This is a genomic window from Halomicrococcus pelagicus, from assembly GCF_051917725.1.
Taxonomy (GTDB): domain Archaea; phylum Halobacteriota; class Halobacteria; order Halobacteriales; family Haladaptataceae; genus Halomicrococcus.
In genome coordinates this window covers 100,996-125,407 of the sequence record NZ_JBQBLX010000002.1, presented here as the reverse complement: position 1 = coordinate 125,407, position 24,412 = coordinate 100,996, and the positions used below count along the sequence as shown (strand labels likewise).

19 protein-coding genes are annotated in these 24,412 nt (G+C 65.9%); 6 read left to right on the top strand and 13 right to left on the bottom strand.

All coding sequences use genetic code 11. The features are described 5' to 3' along the window. The first annotated feature begins 20 nt into the window (after positions 1 to 20). Positions 21 to 806: an Sjogren's syndrome/scleroderma autoantigen 1 family protein gene (locus ACTF4R_RS05370; protein ID WP_440006864.1), complete on the top strand. Its 786-nt coding sequence runs from the start codon at positions 21 to 23 to the stop codon at positions 804 to 806. Positions 807 to 830: 24 nt separating this feature from the next. Then, a complete protein-coding gene (locus ACTF4R_RS05365; protein ID WP_440006863.1) occupies positions 831 to 1,223 on the top strand; it encodes a universal stress protein in 393 nt (130 codons plus the stop codon). Here ACTF4R_RS05365 and ACTF4R_RS05360 read toward each other — a convergent pair. The 13 genes from ACTF4R_RS05360 to ACTF4R_RS05300 all read right to left on the bottom strand — a co-directional run bounded on the left by ACTF4R_RS05360 (position 1,220) and on the right by ACTF4R_RS05300 (position 16,320). Then, entirely contained in the window at positions 1,220 to 1,468 is a 249-nt protein-coding gene (locus ACTF4R_RS05360) for a hypothetical protein (protein ID WP_440006862.1), read from the bottom strand. The two genes, ACTF4R_RS05365 and ACTF4R_RS05360, sit on opposite strands and share 4 nt — an antisense overlap. A 240-nt stretch (positions 1,469 to 1,708) precedes the next feature. Beyond that, positions 1,709 to 4,126 carry a DEAD/DEAH box helicase gene (locus ACTF4R_RS05355; RefSeq protein WP_440006861.1) on the bottom strand — a complete coding sequence of 806 codons (2,418 nt, stop codon included), beginning with the start codon at positions 4,124 to 4,126 and terminating at the stop codon, positions 1,709 to 1,711. Between the two features lie 70 nt (positions 4,127 to 4,196). Beyond that, entirely contained in the window at positions 4,197 to 4,793 is a 597-nt protein-coding gene (locus ACTF4R_RS05350) for an HAD family hydrolase (RefSeq protein WP_440006860.1), read from the bottom strand. A gap of 167 nt (positions 4,794 to 4,960) precedes the next feature. Continuing rightward, complete coding sequence (locus ACTF4R_RS05345; protein WP_440006859.1) at positions 4,961 to 5,536, bottom strand: dolichol kinase; 576 nt, start codon at positions 5,534 to 5,536, stop codon at positions 4,961 to 4,963. A 4-nt stretch (positions 5,537 to 5,540) separates the two neighbouring features. Beyond that, positions 5,541 to 7,277: a glycine--tRNA ligase gene (gene glyS, locus ACTF4R_RS05340; RefSeq protein WP_440006858.1), complete on the bottom strand. Its 1,737-nt coding sequence runs from the start codon at positions 7,275 to 7,277 to the stop codon at positions 5,541 to 5,543. Beyond that, positions 7,274 to 8,122, bottom strand: coding sequence for a CBS domain-containing protein (locus tag ACTF4R_RS05335; RefSeq protein WP_440006857.1), 849 nt, complete (start codon positions 8,120 to 8,122; stop codon positions 7,274 to 7,276). Before ACTF4R_RS05335 ends, glyS begins: the two co-directional genes overlap by 4 nt. Positions 8,123 to 8,328: 206 nt before the next feature. After that, positions 8,329 to 8,901 (bottom strand): DUF7529 family protein, encoded by a 573-nt coding sequence (locus tag ACTF4R_RS05330; protein ID WP_440006856.1) that lies wholly within the window; start codon positions 8,899 to 8,901, stop codon positions 8,329 to 8,331. A 37-nt stretch (positions 8,902 to 8,938) separates the two neighbouring features. Further along, a complete protein-coding gene (locus ACTF4R_RS05325) occupies positions 8,939 to 9,394 on the bottom strand; it encodes a DUF7555 family protein (RefSeq protein ID WP_440006855.1) in 456 nt (151 codons plus the stop codon). Beyond that, positions 9,394 to 10,734: an ABC transporter ATP-binding protein gene (locus tag ACTF4R_RS05320; protein ID WP_440006854.1), complete on the bottom strand. Its 1,341-nt coding sequence runs from the start codon at positions 10,732 to 10,734 to the stop codon at positions 9,394 to 9,396. The genes ACTF4R_RS05325 and ACTF4R_RS05320 overlap by 1 nt, the downstream gene beginning before the upstream one ends. After that, positions 10,731 to 11,810, bottom strand: coding sequence for an ABC transporter ATP-binding protein (locus tag ACTF4R_RS05315; RefSeq protein WP_440006853.1), 1,080 nt, complete (start codon positions 11,808 to 11,810; stop codon positions 10,731 to 10,733). Before ACTF4R_RS05315 ends, ACTF4R_RS05320 begins: the two co-directional genes overlap by 4 nt. Next, on the bottom strand, positions 11,810 to 13,270 hold the full coding sequence (locus tag ACTF4R_RS05310; RefSeq protein ID WP_440006852.1) for an ABC transporter permease: 1,461 nt from the start codon (positions 13,268 to 13,270) through the stop codon (positions 11,810 to 11,812). Before ACTF4R_RS05310 ends, ACTF4R_RS05315 begins: the two co-directional genes overlap by 1 nt. A 1-nt stretch (position 13,271) precedes the next feature. Next, entirely contained in the window at positions 13,272 to 14,291 is a 1,020-nt protein-coding gene (locus tag ACTF4R_RS05305) for an ABC transporter permease (protein ID WP_440006851.1), read from the bottom strand. A 196-nt stretch (positions 14,292 to 14,487) separates the two neighbouring features. Then, positions 14,488 to 16,320: an ABC transporter substrate-binding protein gene (locus ACTF4R_RS05300; RefSeq protein ID WP_440006850.1), complete on the bottom strand. Its 1,833-nt coding sequence runs from the start codon at positions 16,318 to 16,320 to the stop codon at positions 14,488 to 14,490. A gap of 356 nt (positions 16,321 to 16,676) precedes the next feature. On the opposite strand from ACTF4R_RS05300, the gene ACTF4R_RS05295 reads away from it, so the two are divergent. From ACTF4R_RS05295 to ACTF4R_RS05280, 4 genes are all read left to right on the top strand, one after another. After that, positions 16,677 to 16,850, top strand: coding sequence for a DUF7556 family protein (locus tag ACTF4R_RS05295; RefSeq protein ID WP_433628776.1), 174 nt, complete (start codon positions 16,677 to 16,679; stop codon positions 16,848 to 16,850). 180 nt (positions 16,851 to 17,030) lie between these two features. Beyond that, positions 17,031 to 17,450, top strand: a complete 420-nt coding sequence (locus ACTF4R_RS05290; RefSeq protein ID WP_433628773.1) for a PPC domain-containing DNA-binding protein — start codon at positions 17,031 to 17,033, stop codon at positions 17,448 to 17,450. A gap of 1 nt (position 17,451) precedes the next feature. Next, positions 17,452 to 22,467 carry a DNA polymerase II large subunit gene (gene polC, locus ACTF4R_RS05285; RefSeq protein ID WP_440006847.1) on the top strand — a complete coding sequence of 1,672 codons (5,016 nt, stop codon included), beginning with the start codon at positions 17,452 to 17,454 and terminating at the stop codon, positions 22,465 to 22,467. Between the two features lie 419 nt (positions 22,468 to 22,886). Beyond that, positions 22,887 to 24,392: a hypothetical protein gene (locus ACTF4R_RS05280; protein WP_440006846.1), complete on the top strand. Its 1,506-nt coding sequence runs from the start codon at positions 22,887 to 22,889 to the stop codon at positions 24,390 to 24,392. The last annotated feature ends 20 nt before the right edge of the window (positions 24,393 to 24,412 follow it).

The following is a 24,412-nucleotide window of genomic DNA, read 5'->3' as shown; positions in this document are numbered from 1 at the left end:
GGCGTACCATCCATGTACACATGAGCGACTTCGACAAGGAAGCCGAGCGAGAGAAACTCCGCCAGCAGTACGAACAGGAACAGGAGGACCGCAAGGCCACCCAGCGCATGAGCGAGTTGCTCCTTCAGGGGGCGACGATGACGGACAAGCACTGTGACACCTGCGGCGACCCCATCTTCCGGTACGACGGCACGGAGTTCTGCCCCACCTGCCAGCACGAGACCGGCCAGGTCGAGACCGAAGAGGCCGACTCGAACGCGGCCGGCGAAGCGACGCCGGACGACGCGGAGCCGGGCGAGATGGAGCCGAACGCCGCGGAGACGGGGAACGCCGACCCCGAAGGGGAGCCGTCCGGGTCCGACCAGCCGGCAGTCGGCACCGAAGCCGGGAGCGGGACGCCCCGACCGCCGGAGACGTCCCGGTCCCGGCGCGCTCCGCCGAGCCAGAGCGGGTCGCCGCAGTCCGGCGAGTCGCGCGAACAGCTCGGTACGGGACCCACCGACCGAACCGGGACGCGGACGCCGCCGAGCCAGACCGGCGAATCGTCGGGACGTGACGGGTCCGCCAGCCGGGGTCCGTCGGACCGCAGCGAGCGACCGAACCGCGGCGAATCGGTCCAGCCCGTTCGGCCCGCGCCCGACGCGGGCGGCGACCTCGACGAGGCGCGCGACGCGCTGGTGCGGAAGCTGACGCGGCTCGCGCGCGAGGCCGAGGCCACGGACGACGTTGCGCGCGCTCGCGACGTTCTGGCCGCCACGCGGGAGGCGGCGGAGGCGCTGGCGGCGCTCGACCGGGCGAACCGTTAAGAACGAATCGACTCATGTCCCTGTATGAAGGTCCTGGCACCGGTCGACGGTTCGGAGTGTAGCACACGGGCGCTCCGGTTCGCAGCCGAGTTCGCACGACGGTTCGAGGCCTCGCTTCACGTCGTCCACGTCACCGACGAAGAGACCGACGCGACCGAGACCATCCTCCAGAACGCCCGCGAGATACTCGCCGAGGAGGACATCGACGACGACCCGGAACTGTCGACCGACGTGCGACTGGAGTTTCGTCCCGCCGACCGGGTGGGCAGGGACATCCTCGACCTCGTCGCCGAGCGCGGCTACGACCACGTCGTGATGGGTCACGAGAGCTCCGGCACCGTCGAACGCGCCATCCTCGGTAGTGCCGCCGAGACGGTGTTACGGTCGGAAGAAGTCGCTGTCACCGTCGTTCCCTAGTCGAAGCGACGGTCGAAACTGACGTCGATCTGGCGGCCGAGCCAGTCGAACGCACGGCCCACGTCGGGGTCGAACTCCTCCGGGAAGTCGTCCTCGACCACGTCGTGCTGTGGCTCGCCGTACAGGTGTTTTTCGATGATCTCCGCGCTGGTCTCGTGCTGTGGGTCCCCGTACAGCAGTTCGACTCGGGGAGTCTCCTCTTCGTCGTCTCGCTTCGTGTCTCGCTCCGTGAGTCGAGTCAGCATGATTCACCCTCGACCTAACGTTGGGTACGCGGGGTTTAATCCGGATTGACCGTTCACGCCGTTTTCGTTCGTTCAGAACGCCGATTCCTTCCGCAACTACTGGTTTCGCGACCACATTGCCGCATTACTGCTGTTTGGTCACGAATTCCTGGATTACGCCGAGTAACGAACGATTGCCCGGTCGTCGCTCGCGCGTCGGTGCCAGTACGACGACCCCTTTTCGGTCGTCGTCGACGCTCGTCACCCCTCGTACTCGCTGGCGACGACTTCGCGGATGCGGTCGGCGGTCACCTCGCCGACGCCCTCCGCGTCCAGTAACGACTCCTTCTCCGCGGTCATCACCGCCTCGACGCTCCCGAACGTCGACAGCAGCGACCGCGCCGTCACCGGGCCGATGTCGGCGATGGCGGCGACGACGTACTCCTGCTGTTCGTCGAGCGTCTTGGCCTGCTTCTCACCGTGGACCGACACCTCGCGGTCGGCCGACTCCTGTTCGCGGGTGGCGACGACCTCCAGCAGGTCGGCGGTGTCGTCCTCGCCGTCGGTCTGCAGGACGCTGACGCCGAAGTCGACCGCGAGCGACGACAGCGCGCCCCGAATCGCGTTCGGGTGGACGTTGCGCTGCTCGTACAGTCCCTCGCCCTCCAGCACCAGCACGGGCCGGGAGTAGTGGCGGGTCATGTCGCCGACCTGCTCGAACACCGAGCGGTCGCCGCCGACCAGCGAGTCGAGGAAGTCGCCCACCGTCTTGCGCTCGACCGCCACCCGGTCGCTGAGGATGTAGTCGCCCACCGCGAGCGTCTCGAGGCGCACGTCGACGTCGTCCCGGGCCGAGAGGTCGCGGGCGACGTTCGCGTCGAGTTCGCGCTGGTCGGCGACTATCTCGGTGTTCTCCTCGCCGCGCGCCGTGGCGACCGCGCCGTCGAGTTCGTCCGCGGACCGTCCCCCGGTCTCCTCGGCGAACTCCTCCAGGCCGTGGGCGACCTCGCTCGTGCCCGTCGCGTCCCCGTCGGCGGCCGCGCTCGTTCCGGAGTCGGTCGCGCCGCCCGGGTCGCTCGACGGGCCGTCCTCGAAGTCGCCGAGCGTCTGCTGGCTGTCGTCCAGTTGCTCCTCCACGTCGTCGGCGACGCCCTTCAGCGCGCGCAGTTCCTCCTCCATCTCGTCCTCGCGGCGCTTCGATATCCAGAAGTACGCCTCGTCGCGGGTGTCCTCGGCGAGCAGGACGACGACGCGGCCCTGGGCCTGTCGGCCGGTCCGGCCCTTTCGCTGGATGGACCGAACCGCCGTCGGCACGGGTTCGTAGAACAGCACGAGGTCGACCTCCGGCACGTCCAGGCCCTCCTCGGCGACCGACGTGGAGACCAGCACCTCGAACTCGCCGGCGCGGAACTCGTCGAGCGCCTCCTGCTGTTCGTTCTGGGTCATCCCGTCGCTGCCGTCCTTGTCCCCCTGGCCGACGAACCGCCGGGTGTCGAAGTGCTCGCCGAAGAACTCCGTCAGCGTCTCCGCGGTGTCCCGGGACTCGGTGAAGACGATGATGCGCTCGCCGCCGTCGACGAGCGCCTGGGCGACGTTCGCGTGGGCCTTCCGGAACTTCGGATGGCGCTCGTCGTACGCCTCGGCTTTCCGCATCGCCTCCTGTACCTTCGGCTCCGAGACGAACCGCTGGCTCGCCTTGGACGCGCCGGACGACCGCGCGGCGTTGCGCTGGCGCTCGAAGTAGCGCCGCAGCGACTCGACGCTCTGGGTCTCGACGAGTTCGACCGCGCGCCGGAGCTTCATCACCTCCGCGTGCGCGGACATGCCCTTGTACCCCTCCGACTGGTCGTTGTCGATGAGCTTCTGGAGCTCTCCTCGTACCTTGTTCAGGTCCTTCTGGGAGACGTCCGGTCGGGTGGTGTTGACGACGCCGAGTTCCTTCAGCCGTTCGAGGCGGTCGCTGATGACCTCGTTCAGCGCGTCCCGAATCTCCAGGATGTCGTCGGGTAGTTCGACGCGCACCCACTCGACGTCCGTGTCGTGGGTGAACTCGGAGACGTCGCTGTCCTCCTCGGTCATCACCTCGACCTCGCGGATGCCGAGGTTCTCACAGACCTCCAGGATGGTCTCCTCGTCGCCGCCGGGCGACGCGCTCATCCCCGTCACGAGCGGCGAGCGGGCGTCGGCGTGGTAGCGCTCGGCGATGTAGTTGTACGCGTAGTCGCCGGTCGCGCGATGGCACTCGTCGAACGTGACGTGGGTGACCGGGCCGAGGTCGATGCGCCCGCCGACGAGGTCGTTCTCGACGACCTGCGGCGTGGCGATGACGACCTGCGCGTCCTCCCAGAGTTCGGTGCGCTCCTCGGGCCGCACCTCGCCGGTGAACACGACGACGTCGTCCTCGGGAATCGCGAGCGCCTCCCGGTAGAACTCCGCGTGCTGGTTGACGAGCGGTTTCGTCGGCGCGAGCAGCAGCGACTTCCCGCCGACCTCGTTCAGTCGCTCGGCCGTGACGAGCAGGCTGACCGTCGTCTTCCCGAGCCCCGTCGGCAGGCAGACGAGCGTGTGGTGGTTGCGCGCGGTGCCGGCCAGTTGAATCTGGTAGAGCCGTCGCTCGATGAACTCCGGCGACAGCAGTGGGTGGTCCACGTAGTCTGTCTCCGCGTCCGTGGCAGCCATTCGAGGGACGTTTGGTCGTCCTGCAGTTAAAGGGTTCGCGTAGCAGGGTGAAAGTAAAGGCCGGCGTCGGTTACCCCCACCGGAGTGCTTCGGGGAGGTCGCCGAACCCGTCGCCGTCGTACCGGTGTGCGGCCCACCCGGCGCTTCTCGCACCCTCGACGTCGGCGTCGGCGTCGCCGACCATCGCGTACTCGTCCGCCGGGAGTCGCTGCTCGGCGAGGCGGAACGGCGCGGGGTCGGGCTTGTGCGCGCCGGCCTCGTACGACGCGACGAACGCGTCGAAGAACTCCGTGAGGCCGCTCGCCCGGAACTTCTCCCACTGCCACTCGCGGAGTCCGTTGGTGAGGACGCCGAGTTCGTACTCCTCGGCCAACCGCGAGAGCATGGCGTCGGCGTCGTCCGGCGTCCGGCACGCCTCGACCTCGTGCGACCGGAGCGCGTCCGCCAGCGCCTCGGGGTCCGCGGCGACGTCGGTCTCGCCGAACGCGCGCCGAATCGGGTCCGACTCGCACGCCGTGAAGTTGGCGTAGAACGCGTCGCTGTAGGCTTCCATCGCTCCGTCGGGCGCCTCGTCCGCGACCGCCTCGATAGCGTCGGCCAGGATGTCCTCGTAGTCCCGCCCGAACTCGACCAGGGTTCCGTCCAGGTCGAAGAAGATGGCTCGCATGGTCCCCGGTTCCGCGGGCGAGCCAATAAAGGTCACGTAAATTATGGGACGAGCCGACCGACGCCGTTCGAGCGAACGAACCCCGCCCGGACGCCCGGCCGTCGTCCGTCGGGCCACCGTCCCCGGCCAGACCTGCCAGGCGACGGTCCGGGTACCGGCGGCTCCGACTACGCCACGGTCGGCAGATACCGGACGCCGACGAACATCGCCACGCCCGCGCCGATGGGAATGGTGAGGTTGTCGTCGATGACGTAGCCCGCGACGACGGGCTTCACGCCGTCGGCCAGCGTGGCGACCAGCGCGCCCAGCACCGCGGCCAGCAACGGCAATCCCAGCAGCGAGGCGATGGTGACGCAGACGGCGAACGTGACGAGCAGCGTGTGCGCCGCCTTCACGCCGAGTTCGCCGGAGCCGAGGACGCCGCTGATGGGGTCGGCGATGGTGAGCATCAGTATCGCGGGGACGGCGACCCGCGGTTCGAACGCCAGTGCCGTCGCCGTCATCCCGAAGGCGTACAGCGCGTAGCCCGCGAGGTTCTCCTGTTCGTACTCGCGGGTGAGTTCGTCGTAGATACGCCAGTTCAGTCCGACGAACAGTCGGACGATTTCGAGCACGAGCGCGCTCGCGGAGCCCAGAACCAGCAGTTCCTGCAGCTGCTGCCAGGTGACGAGGTCCAGCAGGTAGAGGGCGGGCATCCCCGTTCCGCTGACGTGCACGAGACGACGCTTTATCTCGCTGCGCACGGCTCTACCGCAGGTCGTCGAACGAGCGCTCGCCGGCCCGGAGGTCGGCGAGCAGGTGCGGCAGGTCGTCGACGTCGACCCGCACCTGGTCGGTCGAGTCGCGCTCGCGCAGGGTGACGGTGTCCGATTCCAGGCTCTCGTAGTCGACCGTCACGCAGTACGGCGTGCCGACCTCGTCCTGGCGGCGGTAGCGCCGGCCGATGTTGCCCGAGTCGTCGTAGGTCACGTCGAGACCGCGAGCGCGCAGGTCGGCCGCGAGGTCGCGCGCCAGTTCGCCCATGCCGTCCTTGTCCATCATCGGGAACACGCCGACCGTGGTCGGGGCGACCTCCGGCGGGAGGCGCAGCACCTGGCGTCGTTCGCCGTCGACCTCGTCCGCGTCGAGGGCGTGGGCCAGCACGGTGTAGACCACGCGACCGACGCCGAACGCCGGTTCGATGACGTGGGGCGTGACGTGCTCGCCGCTCTCTTTGACCTCGTCGACGCTGAAGCCCGTCTTCTCGACGGGGACGGTGTACGCCTCGCCGTCGACCTCGACGGTGACGTCCTCGCTCTCGAACGCGGCCCGGTTGCGCTCGGCGAGCGTTCCGAGCGCGTCGGCCACGTCCGCGGCGGCACCGCCGAACTCCGGGCCGAGGTAGCTCATGTCGGGGTCCACCGTCACGCGCTCGACCGTCTTCGGCTCGTCGTACTGCTTGAAGACGGTGAAGTTGTCGTCGGCGTGGTCGGCGTGCTTCTGCAGGTCGTAGTCGGTCCGGTTGGCGACGCCCTCCAGTTCCACCCAGTCGCCCTCGATTTCGGCTTCCGCGTCCCAGCAGTCGCTGGCGTAGTGGGCGAGTTCGCCCGACAGGTGCTGGCGGAACCGGAACCGGTCCATGTCCACGCCGACGCGCTCGAACCAGCGCTTCGACACCGCGAGGAAGTACGCCACCCACTCGCCGTTGACGACGCCGGCGTCGAGCGCGTCCCGCGGCGTCAGGTACTCGTACTCCTCGTCGTCCGCCGCCTGGCGCTCGGCCGAGTAGAGCGGCAGTTCCACGTCAGCGACCGCGTCGAGGTCCGGCCGGTCCTCCTCGGGGTCGACGAACAGTTCCAGTTCCGCCATCGTGAACTCCCGGGCGCGCAGCAGGGCGTTCCGCGGGCTTATCTCGTTGCGGTAGCCGTTGCCGATCTGGGCGACGCCGAACGGAAGCTGGTTGCGGGCGTACTCCTTGAGCCGCGGGAACTCCACGAACATGCCCTGGGCGGTCTCGGGCCGGAGGTAGCCGGACTGGCCGCTGCCGGGGCCGATGGACGTCTCGAACATCAGGTTGAACTCCTCGACCGACTGGCCAGCGAGGTCCGCGCCGCAGGACGGACACTCCAGGTCGAGGTCCGCGAGCAGTTCCGCGACCTCCTCCGGCGGGTACGTCTCGGCGTCCTCGATGTCGCTCGCGTCCTCGACGAGGTGGTCGGCCCGGTGGCTCTCGCCGCACTCCGCACACTCGACGAGCATGTCGTCGAACCCGTCGAGGTGGCCGGACGCCTCGAAGACGGGTTCGGGCGTCACGGTGGGCGAGTCTATCTCGACGTTGCCTTCCCGGACGACGAACCGGTCTCGCCAGGACTCCTCGACGTTGCGCTTCAGCGACGCCCCCTGCGGGCCGTACGTGTAGAAGCCGGCGACGCCGCCGTACGCCTCGTTCGCCTGGAAGAAGTAGCCCCGTCGCTTCGCCAGTTCGACGAGGTCCGTCTCGCTCATCGCAACGCCTCCAGCAGGTTCACGTCCCGGACGACGCCGACCAGTTCGTCGCCCTGGACCAGCGGCACCTGCTCGATGTCGTGCCGGAGCATCGTCCGGGCGACGTCCCGGGCGGTCTTGCGCTCCGTGACCGTCACCACGTCGCCCGTCATGAACTCCTCGACGGGCGCGGAGGGAATCCTGACGTTCCGCGTCGGGATGTAGCTGTGACCGACCGACTTGATGCCCTCCCACATCCAGTCGTCGTCCTCGTCGGCGATGCTCCCGCCGGTGTCGTCCTCCCCCTCGACGACCTGCGCCACGTCGATGATGTCGACCTCCGTCAGGACGCCGTCCATCTCGCCCTCCTCGTCCAGCACGACGGCGTAGGGGAGGTTCGCGTAGAACAACTCCCGCTCGGCGACCGTCAGCGGCGTCTCGACGTAGACGGTGTTCACGTCCCGGCTCGCAAGTTCGCCGACTTCGGTGTCGCCGTCGGCGTCGCCGTCGGCGATGGCCCGGACCACGTCGGTGACGGTGACGATGCCCTCCAGCTGGCCGTCGACGACCGGCACGCGGCGCGTTCCCTCCTCGAGCATCAGCGCCGCCACCTCCTCGACGGCGGCGTCCTGCGTCGTCGTCGCCACCTCCCGCATCAGGATGGCGAGCTGGTCCTCGTCCGGGTTCTCGATGAGGTCGTCACGCGAGATGAGCCCGCGATACGTCTCGCCCTCGTCCGTCTCCTTGACGACCGGCACGGACGAGAACGACCGCTCCTGGAGATACTCTAGCACGTCGTCTCGGGTACCCGGTAGCTCGACCGTGACGACGTCGGAGCGAGGCGTCATCGCTTCGGCAACGTTCATACGCGCCGAGTACGGTTTCACCCTTCTTGTACCCTGCGAAGAACACGGTCGACGCCGTCGGTCTTCGGCGAGTTCGGCTCGGTCGCGTCGCCGTCGACTGCGACACCGATACGGGCCGCGAGCGACCGCTACGGCGAGGGCTGGCCGAGCGAACGACATGGTCGAGAAGAACTCGTGAGGGCCGCGAGGTTCCGACGCTTCGCCGACTACGCTTCGTCTTCGTCGTCGCCCACGTTCGCTTCGACCACGTAGTCTTCGTACCGCTGCGGGTCCGGGAAGAACTTCTCGTAGTCGTCGTGGCGGAACGAGCCGTGTACCGTCTCGTCGAGGGTCTGGACGTGACTGTACATCTCGTCTTCCCGCATCGCGGTCTTCACCAGCGCCGGGGCGTGCATCATCTCGTACGTTCCGGCGACGAGGATGACGGTCTCGGATTCGGGGTCCAGGAACTCGGTGAGCTGGAACACCCGCGACCCCATCTCGTTGCGGTAGACGCGGTACTTCGGGAACGACCCCGCCTCGAACGCCTCGGTGAACTCGTCGACGTAGTTGTCCGGGATGACGTAGACGAATCCGAATCGGTCGCTTTCGCCGGCTTCCGGGTGTTCCGGCGCGGTGTGACTCGCCGGAATCGTCACGACGTCCCAGCCCTCCGCTTCGAGTTCCTCGGCCGTCGCTTCCATGTCGTCGAGCGTGCGCTGCCAGGCGTCCTTCTCGACGTCGGCGTTGGCCGCGATGCGCTCGGCGTAGTCGGGTCCCTCGTCGCCAGCTTCTGGCATACGGGTATGTCCGACTTCGAAGAGGTAAAGCCTGTTGCTACACGCCGACGCCGAAGACGGCCTCCATCGCGAACGACGTGCCGAGGACCGCGAGGCTGGAGATGAACAACTTCACGCCGGGCGACAGTCGTTCCTCCGGGGGGATGGAGTAGTGCGAGAGCGGTGGAATCCGCTGGACGGTCGACTGGAACGCCGTCTCCTCGCGCGACCCGATGCTCTGCTTGCTGTCCTCGCCGTCCCGCCGCACGATTTCGACCTCGTCGTCGGTCTTGTTGACGTCCCACGGCCGCTTGGGGCGCAACTGCAACGTCCCGTAGCCGAAAAGCAAGAGCCCGACGAGAAAGAGGGTGTACTTCACGCCGACCAGCCCCGCCCCGACGGCGAAACTGACGACGGTCCCGAACGCGAACACGACCCCGGTCACCGCTACGGAGTACACCACGGCGTCGAGCGCTTGCCGCAGGCGACGCGGTGACCGGTCGACGTGACTCATCAGCGATTGGCGTAGGGCGTGAACTCGTCCGGTTCGGCGTACTCCTCCAGGTGTCGGTGGCAGTGACTGAACCGGCCGGTGTCGCTGACCAGGTGGTCGTCGGGCGACTCGTCGTCGCAGATGCTACCGAACACGTCCCGGAGGTACTCGCGGGCCTGTTCGTCGTCGTTGTCGTCGATGTAGGTGGCGGCCTCGTCGACGTGCTTCTGCACCGCCGGGGGAACGTCGATGTCGGCGAACAGTTCCTCCCGTATTTCGTCGATGTCGGAGTACCGCGTCGCCATCCCGAGCATCTCCCTCGCGCGCTCGGTCAGACTCCGGTCGGCGCGTTCGCGCTCGCGGACGACTTCGCGGAACACCTCGATGGCTATCCAGACCTCGTCGTCCAGGTCCTGGAACTCGTCTGGCCGTATCTTCATCGGACAGCGCGTGCTGAACGGACAGCCCGAGGGCGGGTCGCGCGGACTCGGCGGCGTCCCGCGGAGCGTGATGCGTTCCCTGTCGCTCGTCGGGTCCGGGTCCGGGATGGCCGACAGCAGCGACCGCGTGTACGGGTTCTTCGGGTCGGCGAACAGCTCCTCGGTCTCGCCGATTTCCATGATGTGGCCGAGATACATCACTGCGACGCGGTCGCAGATGTGGCGGACGACCGAGAGGTCGTGGGCGATGAACAGGTAGGTCAGGCCGAACTCGTCCTGGAGGTCCTCCAGCAGGTTGAGTATCTGGGCCTGGACCGAGACGTCCAGCGCCGACACCGGCTCGTCGAGGACGACGAACTCCGGTTCGAGCGCCAGCGCCCGGGCGATGCCGACGCGCTGGCGCTGGCCACCGGAGAACTGGTGGGGGTACCGGTAGTAGTGTTCCGGTCGGAGCCCGACCACGTCGAGCAGCTCTCGCACGCGAGAACGACGCTCCTTCGCGGTCTTCCAGTCGTGAACGTCCAGCGGTTCTCGGACGATTTCGCCGATGGTCATCCGGTCGTTGAGGCTGGACTCGGGGTCCTGGAACACCATCTGGCTGTTGCGCCGCCAGTTCTTCAGCTCGTCGCCGGAGAGCCGGGTCACGTCCGTGCCGTCGAACAGCACTTCGCCCTCGGTCGCGCTCTCCAGCTGGATGAGGGTGCGACCCAGGGTCGTCTTCCCGCAACCGGACTCGCCGACGAGTCCGAGCGTCTCGCCGCGCTCGATGTCGAACGAGACCCCGTCGACGGCCTTGACCGGGTTGTCTTCGATGAGGCCGCCCTCGCCGTAGTAGGTCTTCAGGTCGTTGACCTCGATGAGCGGCTCGTCTTCGGAGACGGTGACCGTCTGTTCGGTCTGCCTTACGCTCTGTTCGCTCATATTCGTTCCTCGCTTTCGTTAGCTGCTTCGCGATGCGTCTCGACCGCCTGCTCCTTGGACACGTCCTCGGGATACAGCAAGCAGGCGGCGGTGTGGTCGTCGGTCTGGTCGTTGACGTCGACCGGAACCGGGTGGACCTTCTCGCACTCGTCGAACGCTTCCGGACACCGCGGTGCGAACCGACAGTACGTCGCCGGTTCGTTCGGCGTCGGCACGTCGCCCTCGATGGTCGAGAGCCGCTCCTTCCCCGGGTTGTTGCCGGGGATGCTCTTCAACAGCCCCCGGGTGTAGGGGTGGCGCGGATTCTCGAACAGTTCCACGACCGGCGCCGTCTCGACGATTTCGCCCGCGTACATCACGTTCACGCGGTCGGCGATCTCCGCGATGACGCCCATGTCGTGCGTGATGAACATGATGGCGAGGTCGCGGTCCTCCTGGAGTTCCTGCAGGAGTTCGAGAATCTGGGCCTGGATGGTCACGTCCAGCGCGGTCGTCGGTTCGTCGCAGATGAGCAGTTCGGGGTCGCAGGCCAGCGCCATGGCGATGACGGCGCGCTGGCGCATCCCGCCCGAGAACTGGTGGGGGTACTCCTTGACCCGCCGCCCGGCGTCCGGGATACCGACCGCTTCGAGCAGGTTGATGGCTTCGTCGGTCGCCTCTGACCCGCGCAGGCCCTGGTGGAGGCGCAACGCCTCCTTGATCTGGTTCCCGACCGTGTAGACGGGGTTGAGACTCGTCAGCGGGTCCTGGAACACCATGGCGATGTCGCTGCCCCGTAACTTGCGGTACTCCTTCTCGCTCTTGTCCGTCAGCTCTTCGCCGTCGAAGCGGATGCTACTGCCGTCGAGGATGCGCCCCGGCGACTCGACGAGGCCCATGATGGAGCGTGCGGTGACGCTCTTGCCGGACCCCGACTCGCCGACGATGCCCACGGTTTCGCCGCGCTCGATGTCGAAGGAGATCCCGTCGACCGCGCGGATGACCTCCTTGTCCGTGAAGAACGCGGTCTGGAGGTCCTCGACCTCGAGCAGTGCGTCGCCGCGCGTCGCCGACTCGGTGTACTCTGTCGACGCCATTACGCACCACTCCCTCCAGCAGCGGCGACTTCGGAACCGCCGTCCTCGCCGGTGTCGCTCTTGGGGTCGATGGCGTCGCGGATGCCGTCACCGAGCGCGTTGAACGCGGTCACGATGAGCACGATCATGACGCCCGGCAGTATCGAGATGTGCCACGACTTCGTGGCCACGTACGCCTGTCCGACGTCGATAGCTCGTCCCCACTCGGGCGTCGGCGGATTGACGCCGAGACCCAGGAACGAGAGGCCGGCGACGGCGATGATGATGCCACCGAGACTCATCGAGGCGTACACTAGCAGGTAACCGAGGATGTAGGGTGCCATGTGTTTCTGCATCGTGATTCGTGGTTTCTGTCCGAAGCTCTTCGCGGCGTCTATCCACTCCTCTTCGGAGACCTGGAACGCGGGACCGCGCACCGCGCGCCACAGGAACGGCCACCCGGTGCCGGCGAATATCAGCGCCAGTACCGCCGCTCCGTTGTATATGTTCGCTATCCAGGTGCCCTGCAGGACGTACGCCAGCAACAGCAGCAACAGCAACCGCGGTAGCGACATGATCGAGTCGCCGATGATGACGACGGCGAGGTCGATGAGGCCCTTGTAGTAGGCCGTCAGTAGCGCGAACCCGGCCGCGAGGAGCGCGCTCAGTCCAATGGCGGTGACGCCGATGAACAGCGACACGCGCGCTCCGTGGACGATGAACGTGAACAGGTCCTTGCCGGTCGGGAGCGTCCCCATCGGATGGAACCGACCGTAGTCGTCGTAGGTCATGAGGCCCACGTTGTTCGTCCCGTCGGACCCGCTGTACAGGTTGGCCTGGCCGACGGTGACCGTCTCGACCTGTCCGGTTTCGGTCAGGTACTTCAGTTCGTGAGCGTAGGGGTTCTGTATGTTCTGTTCGATCGTCGTCGTGCCGAGCGCCGGCGCGAAGAGGGCCATCACGAGGAACGTGAACACGATGATCGCACCGAACAGCCCCCAGTGGTGGTTGCGGAACCGGTCGACGACGTCGTCGCGCGGCGTCCAGTCGGCGTACCGGTAGTGACGGCGGTACGTGAGGTAGCCCTTCCACAGCCACCCCAGCCACACGAGCGTGTACACGTACACGAGAACGACGCGGAGCCCCCAGACGTACGCCGGGGCCAGGTCGAGGAACGTCCCCTCCCACCCGCCGCCGGGCTGGCGCCAGCCCTGGTTGTCGAAGATGTCCCGCGTGAGCAGCGTCGGCAGGTTCGCCAGCGCATCGCCGACGGCGGCCAGCGGCGCGAACAGCGGCTGTACGGCATCGGGAAGCCTGTTCACCACCAGCTCCCACGGCATCGCCATCACGGTGTTGGCCACCGCGCCGAACTCCACGGCGAGCAGTGCGGCGGCGCCCAGCAACCATATCGTCGCCGGGCGCGGGTTCTCGCTGACTCGTTCGCCGAGCGTCTTCTCGCTCTCGTCGTCTGAAATACTCACGTCAGGCACCTCCCTCGTAGCCGACACGCGGATCGATCAGCGTGTACAGCAGGTCTTGTAGGATGTTGATGAACACGACTAGCAGGATGAAGATGAACATCAGCGACCCGACCAGGGGCAGGTCACCCTGTATGACCGCCTGGAAGAACAGGTAGCCGATGCCGTTGATACCGAACACGATCTCGACGAGGACGGACCCGCCGATGAGCAGGAACGCCTCGCCGGTGATTATCGGCACCAGCGGGATGAGCGCGTTCCGGAAGATGTGCTTCCAGACGAGCGACCGCGGCGGTACGCCCTTCGCGCGAGCCGTCTCGATGAAGTTCGAGTTCACCGTCTCCAGCACCGCCGTCCGGCCGATACGCATCTCGTTGCCCATCGACGCCGAGCCGAGGACGATCGCCGCGGGTGCGACCATCTTGATCGCGTAGATGAGGTTCGACGGATCGGTGAGGGGGCCGGCTCCCAGCGGATTACCGACGACGTTCACCGGAACGATCCAGTTCTGCCAGTCGAAGCCGAACAGCACCTTCTCGGAGTTCGAGAGGACCTGCATCAGAAGCACCGCCAGCCAGAAGTTCGGCATCGCACGCCAGACGATTCCACCGAACGACGCGACGTAGTCGCTCCACGTGTTCGGGTTGAGTCCGGCGTAGAATCCGAGCGGAATGCCGATGAAGAGGGCGATGAGGACCGACCAGAAGCCGAGCCACAGCGTTCGCGGCGCGTAGCTGCCGACCAGCGTGTACACGCTCGTGTCCGGCTGGACGACCCACGAGTCGCCCAGGTCGAGCGTGAACATGTTGGTCATGTAGTCGATGTACTGTTGCCAGAGCGGTTGGTTGAGCCCGAGCTGGCTAGCGATGCGCTGGTACGCCTGTGGGTTCCCCTTGGGGCCGAGAATCGCCGCCACCGGGTCGACGGGACCCATGCGGATGACGACGAACGTTATCGACGCTCCGAACACCAGAATCGGAATCGACAGTAGCAGGCGACGGCCGAAGTACCGCCAGCGGCTCATGGCGGTCGGCTCACCTCCGCGTCTTTCCTGTCAGCCCTGTATCTCGAGTTGCACCCAGTATGAACCGCTTTCATGACTGATTCGTATGCGAGTTTCGTGCTCTCATCATTATGTCTTGCGATAACCTCCCCCACTTTTCGGGCGGTGAGGCGGCTACTACTGCTTCTTACGAAAAATGAAGCTTTTGACGGCGTTACTACTTGTTGTTGAGCTGCACCTTGTTGTACATCTGGCGACTGTAATCAGCACCACCGTACTTGGGTGCGTCAACGTGCTCGTAGGTGAAGCGCTCGGAGAGGTCGTGGTACATGTTGAGGAAGACCACGTCGTCCCAGTTGGCCTCCTCCATGGCGACGTACGCCTCGTTGCGCTTCTTCGTCGCGGCGTCCGTCGGCGCGGTGTTGTTCTGGATCTTGTCCCAGGCGTCGGTCGCCTGCTTCGACGCTTCCGTTCCCGACCAGTTGGTGTACGAGATGGGCGAGGACTTCGAGGTGTCCGTCAGCGGCGGGTACAGAAGCTGCAGGAAGTTGTCCGGTGCCGGCCAGTCCATGATCCAGCCCAGCGAGTACGCCTCCAGGTTGCCCTTGCGACCGCGCTGGAGGAGCGTGGAGAACGGAGCCTTCTCGACGTTCATCTCGATGTGGGCGGACTGCAGCTTGTCACGGATGAGCTTGCCCACCTTCGGCCACGTGCTCGAGGACTGGTACACCGTGAAGGTGAACTTGAACGGGTTACCCTTGCCGTACTCGGTCTCCTCCTCGATGAGCTTCTGGGCCTTCTGGAGCTGCTCCTCGTTGTACCCGTACGGGTAGTTGTTCTTCGCGTGCTGCTCGTACTGCTTCGCACCGCCCGGATAGATCATCGGCGGCGTGAAGTGGTACGACGGCTCCCCGCGCTGCTTGAAGATCTCCTTGACGATGGTCTCCTGATTGACGGCGTACGCGACGGCCTTCCGAACCGGCTTCGGCACCGCGTTCGTGTTGAAGCCGATGTAGTAGGAGCCGATGGTCGAGACGCCGAGGTAGTCCAGCGTGTTGCCCTCCACAGGACCGTACTTCCCGACCGTGCGACCGAGGTCGTCGGTGCTGGTGTTCTTGATCTTCTTCGGGTTGTACTGGGAGGTCGGGAGGTCGCCGTCGTAGGCGATGTCGACGTTCTGGTTCTGGAACGCGTACGTGTAACGCGTTTGCGAGTCGGAGAAGATCTTCCAGTGGACGCTGTCGACCTTCGCCTTCTCGCCGTGGTAATCTTCGAACTTGTCGACCTTGGCTTCCTGGTTGCTCTGCCACTTGCCGAACTTGAAGGGGCCCGCCCCGATGGGGTTCTTCGTGGCGAACTTGCTGTACTTCATCTCGCCGTCGGCGCCCTCGATGTCGCCGACGATGCCCTTCGGAATGACGGCGAAGGACGTGTACGCCAGCATCTCGAGCGTGGAGTGGAACGGCTCCTCCAGTTCCATCTCCACCTCGTACTTGCCCTTCTTCCGGACGGCGAGCGAACCCGGCTTCGCGACCGTCATCTCCTCCTCCTCGCCGTCGGAGTTCGTGTACGTGACCGTCTTGGTCTCGTGCTTGACGCCGATGGAACTGAGGACGAAGTACGCGCGCCGGGAGTTCTTCGACATCGCCAGGCGCTTCCAGGAGTAGACGACGTCCTCCGCGGTGACCTCGCCGTAGTCGCCGTGGAACTGCACGCCTTCCTTGAGCTTGAGGGTGTACGTCCTCTTGTCCTCCGACAGGGAGTGGCTCTTGGCGATGAGCTTTTTGACGTTCGTCTTCGCGTTCGGGTAGTTCATCAGCGGGTCGAATATCTGCTGGATGACCGTGCCGGAGGCCGTGTCCGTGGCCTTGATCGGGTCCAGCGTGGTCATCGTGGAGTTGATGAGACTCAGCTGATTCCCGCTGTTCTGGTTGTTGTTGTTATTGTTGTTGTTGTTGTCACCCGTGCAGCCCGCGACCGCAGCCGCGGACGCTGCACCGCCAGTCGCTTTCAGAAACCGCCGACGGGTCAGGTTGTCAGTATCTGTCATCCAAAGTCTCGTTGTGTGTCATAGTGGATAAACTTACCGCTTGGAATCCCTACCATTACCGTCTTAAACCGGCGGTTTATTGCAGAAGCAGTCCTCTCCGTGTTTTTCTCCGAAAATACCATCATTTCTACCTGTAAAATAAGTATTCTGCCACATCTATCTGACAAGACCGTGCGTTTCGAGTCACGGAAACGACCAGTAGAACCGATATAACGTGAATGTTAATGACGTATTGGTCGCGTTTCGCCGAACAATGTCAACGTTCATCGACTGTTTCCCCGTCGAGTAGTGTCACTTGCTAGCTAGTGTTACGCAATTTCGGAGGTCTTATATCTCGTGGTATAGACTCTCAAAGTATGACGCCGGATACGGCTGCAGTGTCGGCACCGGTCGTGAACGACGCCGAGGTCATGGCCTCGGTGGACGACGACGGTGACGGAGAGCGACTCGTCATCGCCGACATCACCTGCGACAGCGCGTGGATCTCTATGCCGGTAGCGAACACTGCCTCGATTCCGGACTGGCGATAGTCCCCGACGAATAGCCCTCCGACCTTCCAACGTTTTTTCGTGGCCGACTCCGCGACGACCAGCCGCGCCACCCGTACGTTCGGACGTCGACGAGCCGTTCGAGAACCTGGCGGGGTCGCTCGGCGACGGAAACGCGACGATACTCAACCTTTTTTGCCCCTGCCGGAACTGAAGACAGATATGGACTATCGGGAGGTCTCCGGGGAGCGGGAGTTCGTCGCTCGACTCGGACACGGTGCGGACTGGCGCGAAGAGATAGAGTCGCTCGCCGACGACGAAGGCATCGACGCGGCCTGGTTCGTCGGCATGGGCGCGGTCCAGGACGCCGACGTCTGGTACTACGACCAGGACGACCAGGAGTATCACGAAGTGAGTTTCGACGAGCCGATGGAGGTGGCTGCCTGCGTCGGTAACGTCTCGCTGCTGGACGGCGAGCGATTCGCACACACCCACGCGGTGCTCTCGCGCGAGTCCGGACAGGCGCTCGCGGGCCATCTCGACTCGGCGACGGTCTTCGCCGGCGAACTGTACGTGCGAACGTTCGACGAACCGCTGGTTCGCGAACGCGACGAACCGACCGACCTCGACCTCTGGCTGTAGTATGCGGGACGCAGACCGGCAGTACTTCGAGCGACTGGAAGCCGACCTGGACGAGGCGTTCGACGTCGCCGAGAACGCCCGGGAACACAGCGCCGACCCGAAGCCCGAGGTCGAGATTCCGGTCGCCAAGGACATGGCCGACCGCGTCGAGAACATCCTCGGCATCGACGGCGTGGCCGAGCGGGTCCGGGAACTGGAAGGTGAGATGAGCAGGGAGGAGGCCGCCCTCGAACTCGCCGAGGACTTCGCGGCCGGCAACGTCGGCGACTTCGAGACCCGCGCCGGCAAGGTCGAGGGCGCCGTCCGGACGGCGGTCGCCCTGCTCACCGAGGGCGTCGTCGCGGCACCCATCGAGGGCATCGACCGCGTCGAACTGCTGGAGAACGACGACGGCACGGAGTTCGTCAACGTCTACTACGCCGGTCCCATCCGGTCCGCGGGCGGGACCGCACAGGCGCTCTCCGTGCTCGTCGCCGACTACACCCGGACGCTCGTCGGCGTCGAGGAGTTCCAGGCCCGCGACGACGAGATAGAGCGCTACGCCGAGGAGATAAACCTCTACGACAGCGAGACGGGCCTGCAGTACTCGCCGAAGGACAAGGAGACGAAGTTCATCGCCGAGCACATGCCCATCATGCTCGACGGCGAGTCCACGGGCGACGAGGAGGTGTCCGGGTTCCGGGACCTCGAACGCGTCGACACCAACACCGCCCGCGGCGGGATGTGTCTCGTCCTCGCGGAGGGCATCGCGCTGAAGGCCCCGAAGATACAGCGCTACACCCGCAACCTCGACGAGGTGGACTGGCCGTGGCTCCAGGACCTCATCGACGGCACCATCGGGGAAGGCGGCGGTGACGAGGACGAGGCGGACGACGGCGGGGACGACGGCGAGGCGAGCGAGGCGGCGGACGACGGCGACGAACCGGCCGTCATCGACGGCCCGCCGCGCGTGGACGAATCGGAGAAGTTCCTCCGGGACCTCATCGCCGGTCGCCCCGTCTTCACGCACCCCTGCGCGCCGGGCGGGTTCCGACTGCACTACGGTCGGGCGCGCAACCACGGGTTCGCGACCGCGGGCGTCCACCCGGCGACGATGCACCTCGTCGACGACTTCCTCGCCACGGGGACGCAGATAAAGACCGAACGCCCCGGCAAGGCCGCGGGCGTCGTCCCCGTCGACACCATCGAGGGTCCCACCGTACGCCTCGCGAACGGCGACGTGCGCCGCATCGACGACGCCGAGGAGGCCCTGGCGGTCCGGAACGGCGTCGAGAAGATACTCGACCTCGGCGAGTACCTCGTCAACTACGGCGAGTTCGTCGAGAACAACCACCCTCTCGCGCCGGCGTCCTACACGTTCGAGTGGTGGGTCCAGGAGTTCGAGGCGTCGGACGCCGACGTGCAGGCGATGCGGGACGACCCCGGCGTCTCCCTCGACGACCCGTCCCCCGCGGAGGCGCTCTCGTGGGCGACCGACTACGACGTACCGCTCCACCCCGACTACACCTACCTCTGGCACGACGTCTCCGTCGAGCGGTTCGCGGCGCTCGCGAGTACCGTCGAGAACGCCGAAGTTCGCGACGGCGACCTCGTCCTCCCCGACGACGAGCGGACCCGGGAGACGCTGGAGGCGCTCCTCGTCGAGCACGTCCAGGGCGAGGAGATTCGCGTCCCGGACTGGCGACTGCTCGCTCGCTCGCTGGGGTTCGACGCCGACCTGGAGCGAACGTGGGACGGTCTCGCCGACCTCTCTCCGGAGGCCCGCGCGTGGGGCGACGAGAACGGTGACAACGCCGTGAAGGCCGTCAACGAGGTCGCGCCGTTCGAGGTCAGAGAGCGCGCGCCGACCCGCATCGGCAACCGGATGGGCCGTCCGGAGAAGTCCGAGAAGCGCGAACTCAGTCCGGCGGTCCACACCCTCTTCCCGCTCGGCGAGGCGGGCGGTTCGCAACGCGACGTCACCAAGGCCGCCGGTCACACCGAGGGGATGTCGGGTACGCGCGGCGAGGTCGAGACGCAGGTCGGCCGCCGCGAGTGCGAGGACTGTGGCACCCACACCTTCCGGACGCGCTGTCCCGACTGCGACGGCAACACCTTCCCGCACTACGAGTGTCCGGAGTGCGGCACGGAGGTCGAACCGGACCAGTCCGGCCGCGCGGAGTGTCCGCGCTGCGAAGTCGAGGCGACCAGCGTCGAGACCCGGACCATCAACGTCAACGACGAGTACCGCGACGCCCTCGAATCGGTCGGCGAGCGCGAGAACGCCTTCGACGTGCTGAAAGGCGTCAAGGGTCTCTCGTCGTCGCACAAGACCCCCGAACCCATCGAGAAGGGCGTGCTCCGGGCGAAACACGGCGTCTCGGCGTTCAAGGACGGGACCGTCCGCTACGACATGACCGACCTGCCGGTGACCGCCGTCCGGGCGGAGGAACTGGACGTCACGGCCGACCAGTTGCGGGGCCTGGGGTACGAGACGGACGTTCACGGCGACCCCCTGCGTCACGACGACCAGCTGGTCGAACTCAAGGTACAGGACGTGGTCCTCTCGGACGGCGCGGCCGAACACCTCCTGAAGACCGCCGACTTCGTCGACGAACTGCTGGAGGACTACTACGGCCTCGATTCGTTCTACGACCTGGCGGAGCGCCAGGACCTCGTCGGCGAACTCGTCTTCGGCATGGCGCCCCACACCTCCGCCGCGGTCGTCGGTCGCATCGTCGGCTTCACGAGCGCCGCCGTCGGCTACGCGCACCCTTATTTTCACGCAGCGAAGCGTCGGAACTGCTTCCATCCGGAGACGAAGGTCTGGTTCGAAGACGACGCTGGGACGTGGCACCACGACGAGATTCAGCGACTGGTCGAGGAACGACTCGACGACCCGCGGACGGACGACTTCGGAGCCCTCGTGACGGAACTCGATGGCAACGTGCGCGTCCCCTCGATAGACGAGGACGGCGACCGCGTCCTGAAGCCGGTCGATGCGGTCTCGAAGCACCCCGCTCCGGACCACATGCTGACGATAGAGACACGGAGCGGCCGCGAGCTGACGGTGACTCCGGACCACTCGATGCGGCGGTGGACGCCTGCCGGCGTGGAGGAGGCCGACGCACGCGAACTCGAACCCGGTGACGAGATTCCGTCTCCGAAAGACGTCGAGTTCGAGGGCGAATGCACGGAAATCGACCTTCTCGACGAGTTCCTGTCGACAGATTCCATCCCGAACGACGACCTCGTGATTCGCGGTCTCGGTGGTGACCGGATCCGGGATCTCTTCGATTCGGCGACCGACGGCGAAGGGTACCTGCAACCGGTTGCGGAGCGACTCGGCAGGAGCGACTCTTCGGTCTACAACTGGGTCAACCGTGATAGCGTCCCGGCGTCCATCTTCGTCACCCTCTTCGGAGAACAGGAGATCATCGAGACGCTACCAGAGGACGTGACGCTCGGCATCCGTCGCGACACCGCGTCTGTCAGCCGCGTACTCGAAGTCGACCGAGATATGGCGAAGGTCTTCGGCTACTACGCTGCCGAAGGGTTCACTCGCCGTGAAGCGGGCGAGTTCTACCAGACGACTATCTGTACGCCCGACGAGAAACCCCGACAACATATCGTCGAAACCATCGAACGCAAATTGTCGGTGACCCCGTACGAGGAGAACGAGTGGAAGATAACTGCGTCGAGTCGCCTGGTCGCCGCGCTCTTCAGTGACGTCCTCGACGCTGGTACGACTTCGGAGACGAAGCGCATCCCGGACTGCGTCGTGAACGCCCCGAGACCGGTCCTGCGCGAGTTCCTCCGTGCATACTTCAGTGGCGACGGGAGTGCGTCGACCGACAGAATCGAAGTCCGGGCCCACACCGTGAGCGACGAGTTGAAGGAGGACCTGGTCGCCGCGCTGAAGCGGTTCGGCGTCGCCTGCAAGACGTACACCGAGACTCGTCGTCCGTCGACCGGGGCCGTCGCCGAGTTCCACGGCGACGAACCGGTTCCCGAGTTCGAGTCGTGGGTCCTCAAGGTGACGTCGGAGAACGCCGTCCAGTTCGCCGACGCGATCGGGTTCGACCTCGACAGGAAATCCGAGACGCTCGCGGACGCCCTCGACTCGACGCCGGTCCGCTCGCAGCGCATCTTCGGCGACGGCAGTGACCTCTGGCTGGACGAGGTGGAGTCCATCGAGGTGGTCGAGAGCGACCTGGAGCACACCTATAGTCTCACCGTCGCCGACACCCACACGCTCGTGGCGAACGACCTCTTCGTCGGCCAGTGCGATGGGGACGAGGACTGCGTCATGCTGCTGATGGACGGATTGTTGAACTTCAGCAAGGAGTTCCTCCCCGACCAGCGCGGCGGGCAGATGGACGCCCCGCTCGTCATGTCCTCGCGCATCGACCCGAGCGAGATAGACGACGAGGCGCACAACATGGACATCGTGGACGAGTACCCCCGCGAGTTCTACGAGGCGACCCGCGAGATGGCCGACCCGGGCGAGGTCGAGGACGTGATGACCATCGCCGAGGAGACGCTCGGTACAGACCGCGAGTACACCGGCTTCCGGCACACCCACGACACGACCGACATCGCGCTCGGACCGGACCTGTCGGCGTACAAGACGCTGGGGTCGATGATGGACAAGATGGACGCACAGCTGGAGCTCTCCCGGAAGCTCCGTGCAGTCGACGAGACGGACGTCGCCGAGCGCGTCATCGAGTACCACTTCCTGCCGGACCTCATCGGCAACCTGCGGGCGTTCTCGCGCCAGGAGACGCGGTGTCTCGACTGCGGCGAGAAGTACCGTCGGGTGCCCCTGACCGGCGACTGCCGGGAGTGCGGCGGCGACGTGAACCTCACCGTCCACCGCGGCTCCGTGAACAAGTACATGGACACCGCAATCCAGGTCGCCGACGAGTACGGCGCTCGCGACTACACGAAACAGCGCCTGGAGATGCTGGACCGCTCGCTGGAGAGCGTCTTCGAGAACGACAAGAACAAGCAGTCCGGCATCGCGGACTTCATGTAACCTGACGCGAGCGCGAAGTTCGAGCGGTTTCGCTCCCCGTTTTGCGAGGGCCTGTACGATGCCCCCGACCAGCGAGGCGCGACGACATCCGACGGCGTGACGCGGTGATCGCAGCGCGACGAGAACCGACGGGGGACCGCTGCTTATTTGCGTGGATAGAGAAACCACTGGACGTGGGCATACTCCACAAGAGCGAGCGGTCCGACGTCCCGAACGCCCGTACTCTGTCGTCACCGGCGGTGGTGTGAGGACGCCGATGCGCCGCCGTATTTCCTGGGGGTTGCTAGCACGGAACTCGGCAAGTAGCGGCGGTGAGCCCCGGCAAAAGACTGTTTACAACAGTTGCAACGGTGGGAGAACGGGGAACAACGAGTATACCACACAGATAACTAATACGGGTCCATGTGACGGTGGCATCGATGGCGGCAGACAAGCGAAAACGGACCAAGACGAGTCGTCGCTCGTACCTCAAGCTTACGGGCGCAGCCACACTTTCGACGGCCTTCGTCGGCACTGGCGCTGCGGCGCCGTCCGACCTCGAAGACCAGTACGGGACGGTCGTCGACGTCACGGACGAAGGCGCGGACCCCAACGGCAACGAATCGATCACGCCGATTATCGAGAGACTCGCGGAGGACGACACCCTGCTCAAGTTCCCCGCTGGCGAGTACTACGTCGACAAGCGTATTCGCGTCACCGGCTGCAACAACCTCGGGATAGTCGGCGACGGCGCGACGCTCGTCCCGGCACCGTTCGACGAGTTCGACGATAGCGGTGACTGGAACTACAACCTGTTCCGGCTCGGCGTCGGCTACGACCCGGTCACGGACCTGCGCTTCGAGAACTTCACCGTCGACATGACCGCGGACGACACGGGCGTACGGGTCATCGACGCGACTGCCGACGACGGGCTGGTCGTCCGCGACATCGACGTCGTCGGCCGTCACGACAGCGGCGCGTGGGGCCCCGGCCGATTCGACATCACCAGTCCCGACGGCTCCGGCATCGTCGAACGATTCACTGCGCCCGACGGCGCGGAACCGGTGGAGAACACCCCGGGCGACAAGCTCGAGTGGGGACCGACCGGCATCATCTGTAACACCAACAAGGGGACGATGACGTTCCGCGACTGCGTCCTCGGGTCGTTCCCGGACAACGGGCTGTACGCCACCGACGGTACCGGGTCGATTCGGGTCGAAGGCGGTCGCTTCGAGAACAGCTTCGGCGCGAACGTCCGCGTCGGTGGCAACGACAGCTACGTCCACGACGCCACCATCGTCGTCGACCAGTCGGAGGGGTCCGACCGGGCCCAGCTGGGTCTCAAGTTTGAGAACGGCGAGATGCTCGTGGCGGAGAACGTCGACGTCCGCACGAACGTCCCCACCAACCACGCCGTCGTTATCGACTCCAACGCCGACAGGAGCCACATCAACGACAGCAGCATTACGGTACAGGCCGACGAGACGACGTACGCCGTCTTCGTCAAGTCCGGCTCCGGTCGGGCGTTCGTCCAGCGGTGCGACATCACGCACGAAGCGGGCAGCGGCTCGGCGGTGAAGATCAACGAGGGCGGCGGTGGCGTGAAACTGTGGGACACCACCGTCACCGGACAGGCACCGGCCGCGGGCACGTACAGCGCGATATACAACGAGCGCGACGACGGCCTGTTCCTCGACCTCTCCGTCGACCACGGCAACGACTCGGGACGCCACGGGCTGTACAACGTCGGCTCGAACTGCACCGTCCGCGGCGGCGCGTACGTCTCCCAGAGCCACGCCGTCGTCGAGGGCGGCGACGGTACGCTCATCGACGGCATCACCGCTCGCACGCGGAGCGACGCATCTGGCCTGCAAATCACCGAGTCCGCGGGGAGCGTCACCGTCAGGGACAGCCAGATAGAGGACGGTGTCAGAGACGACAGATAGGACGACTTCGGCGGCCGAGT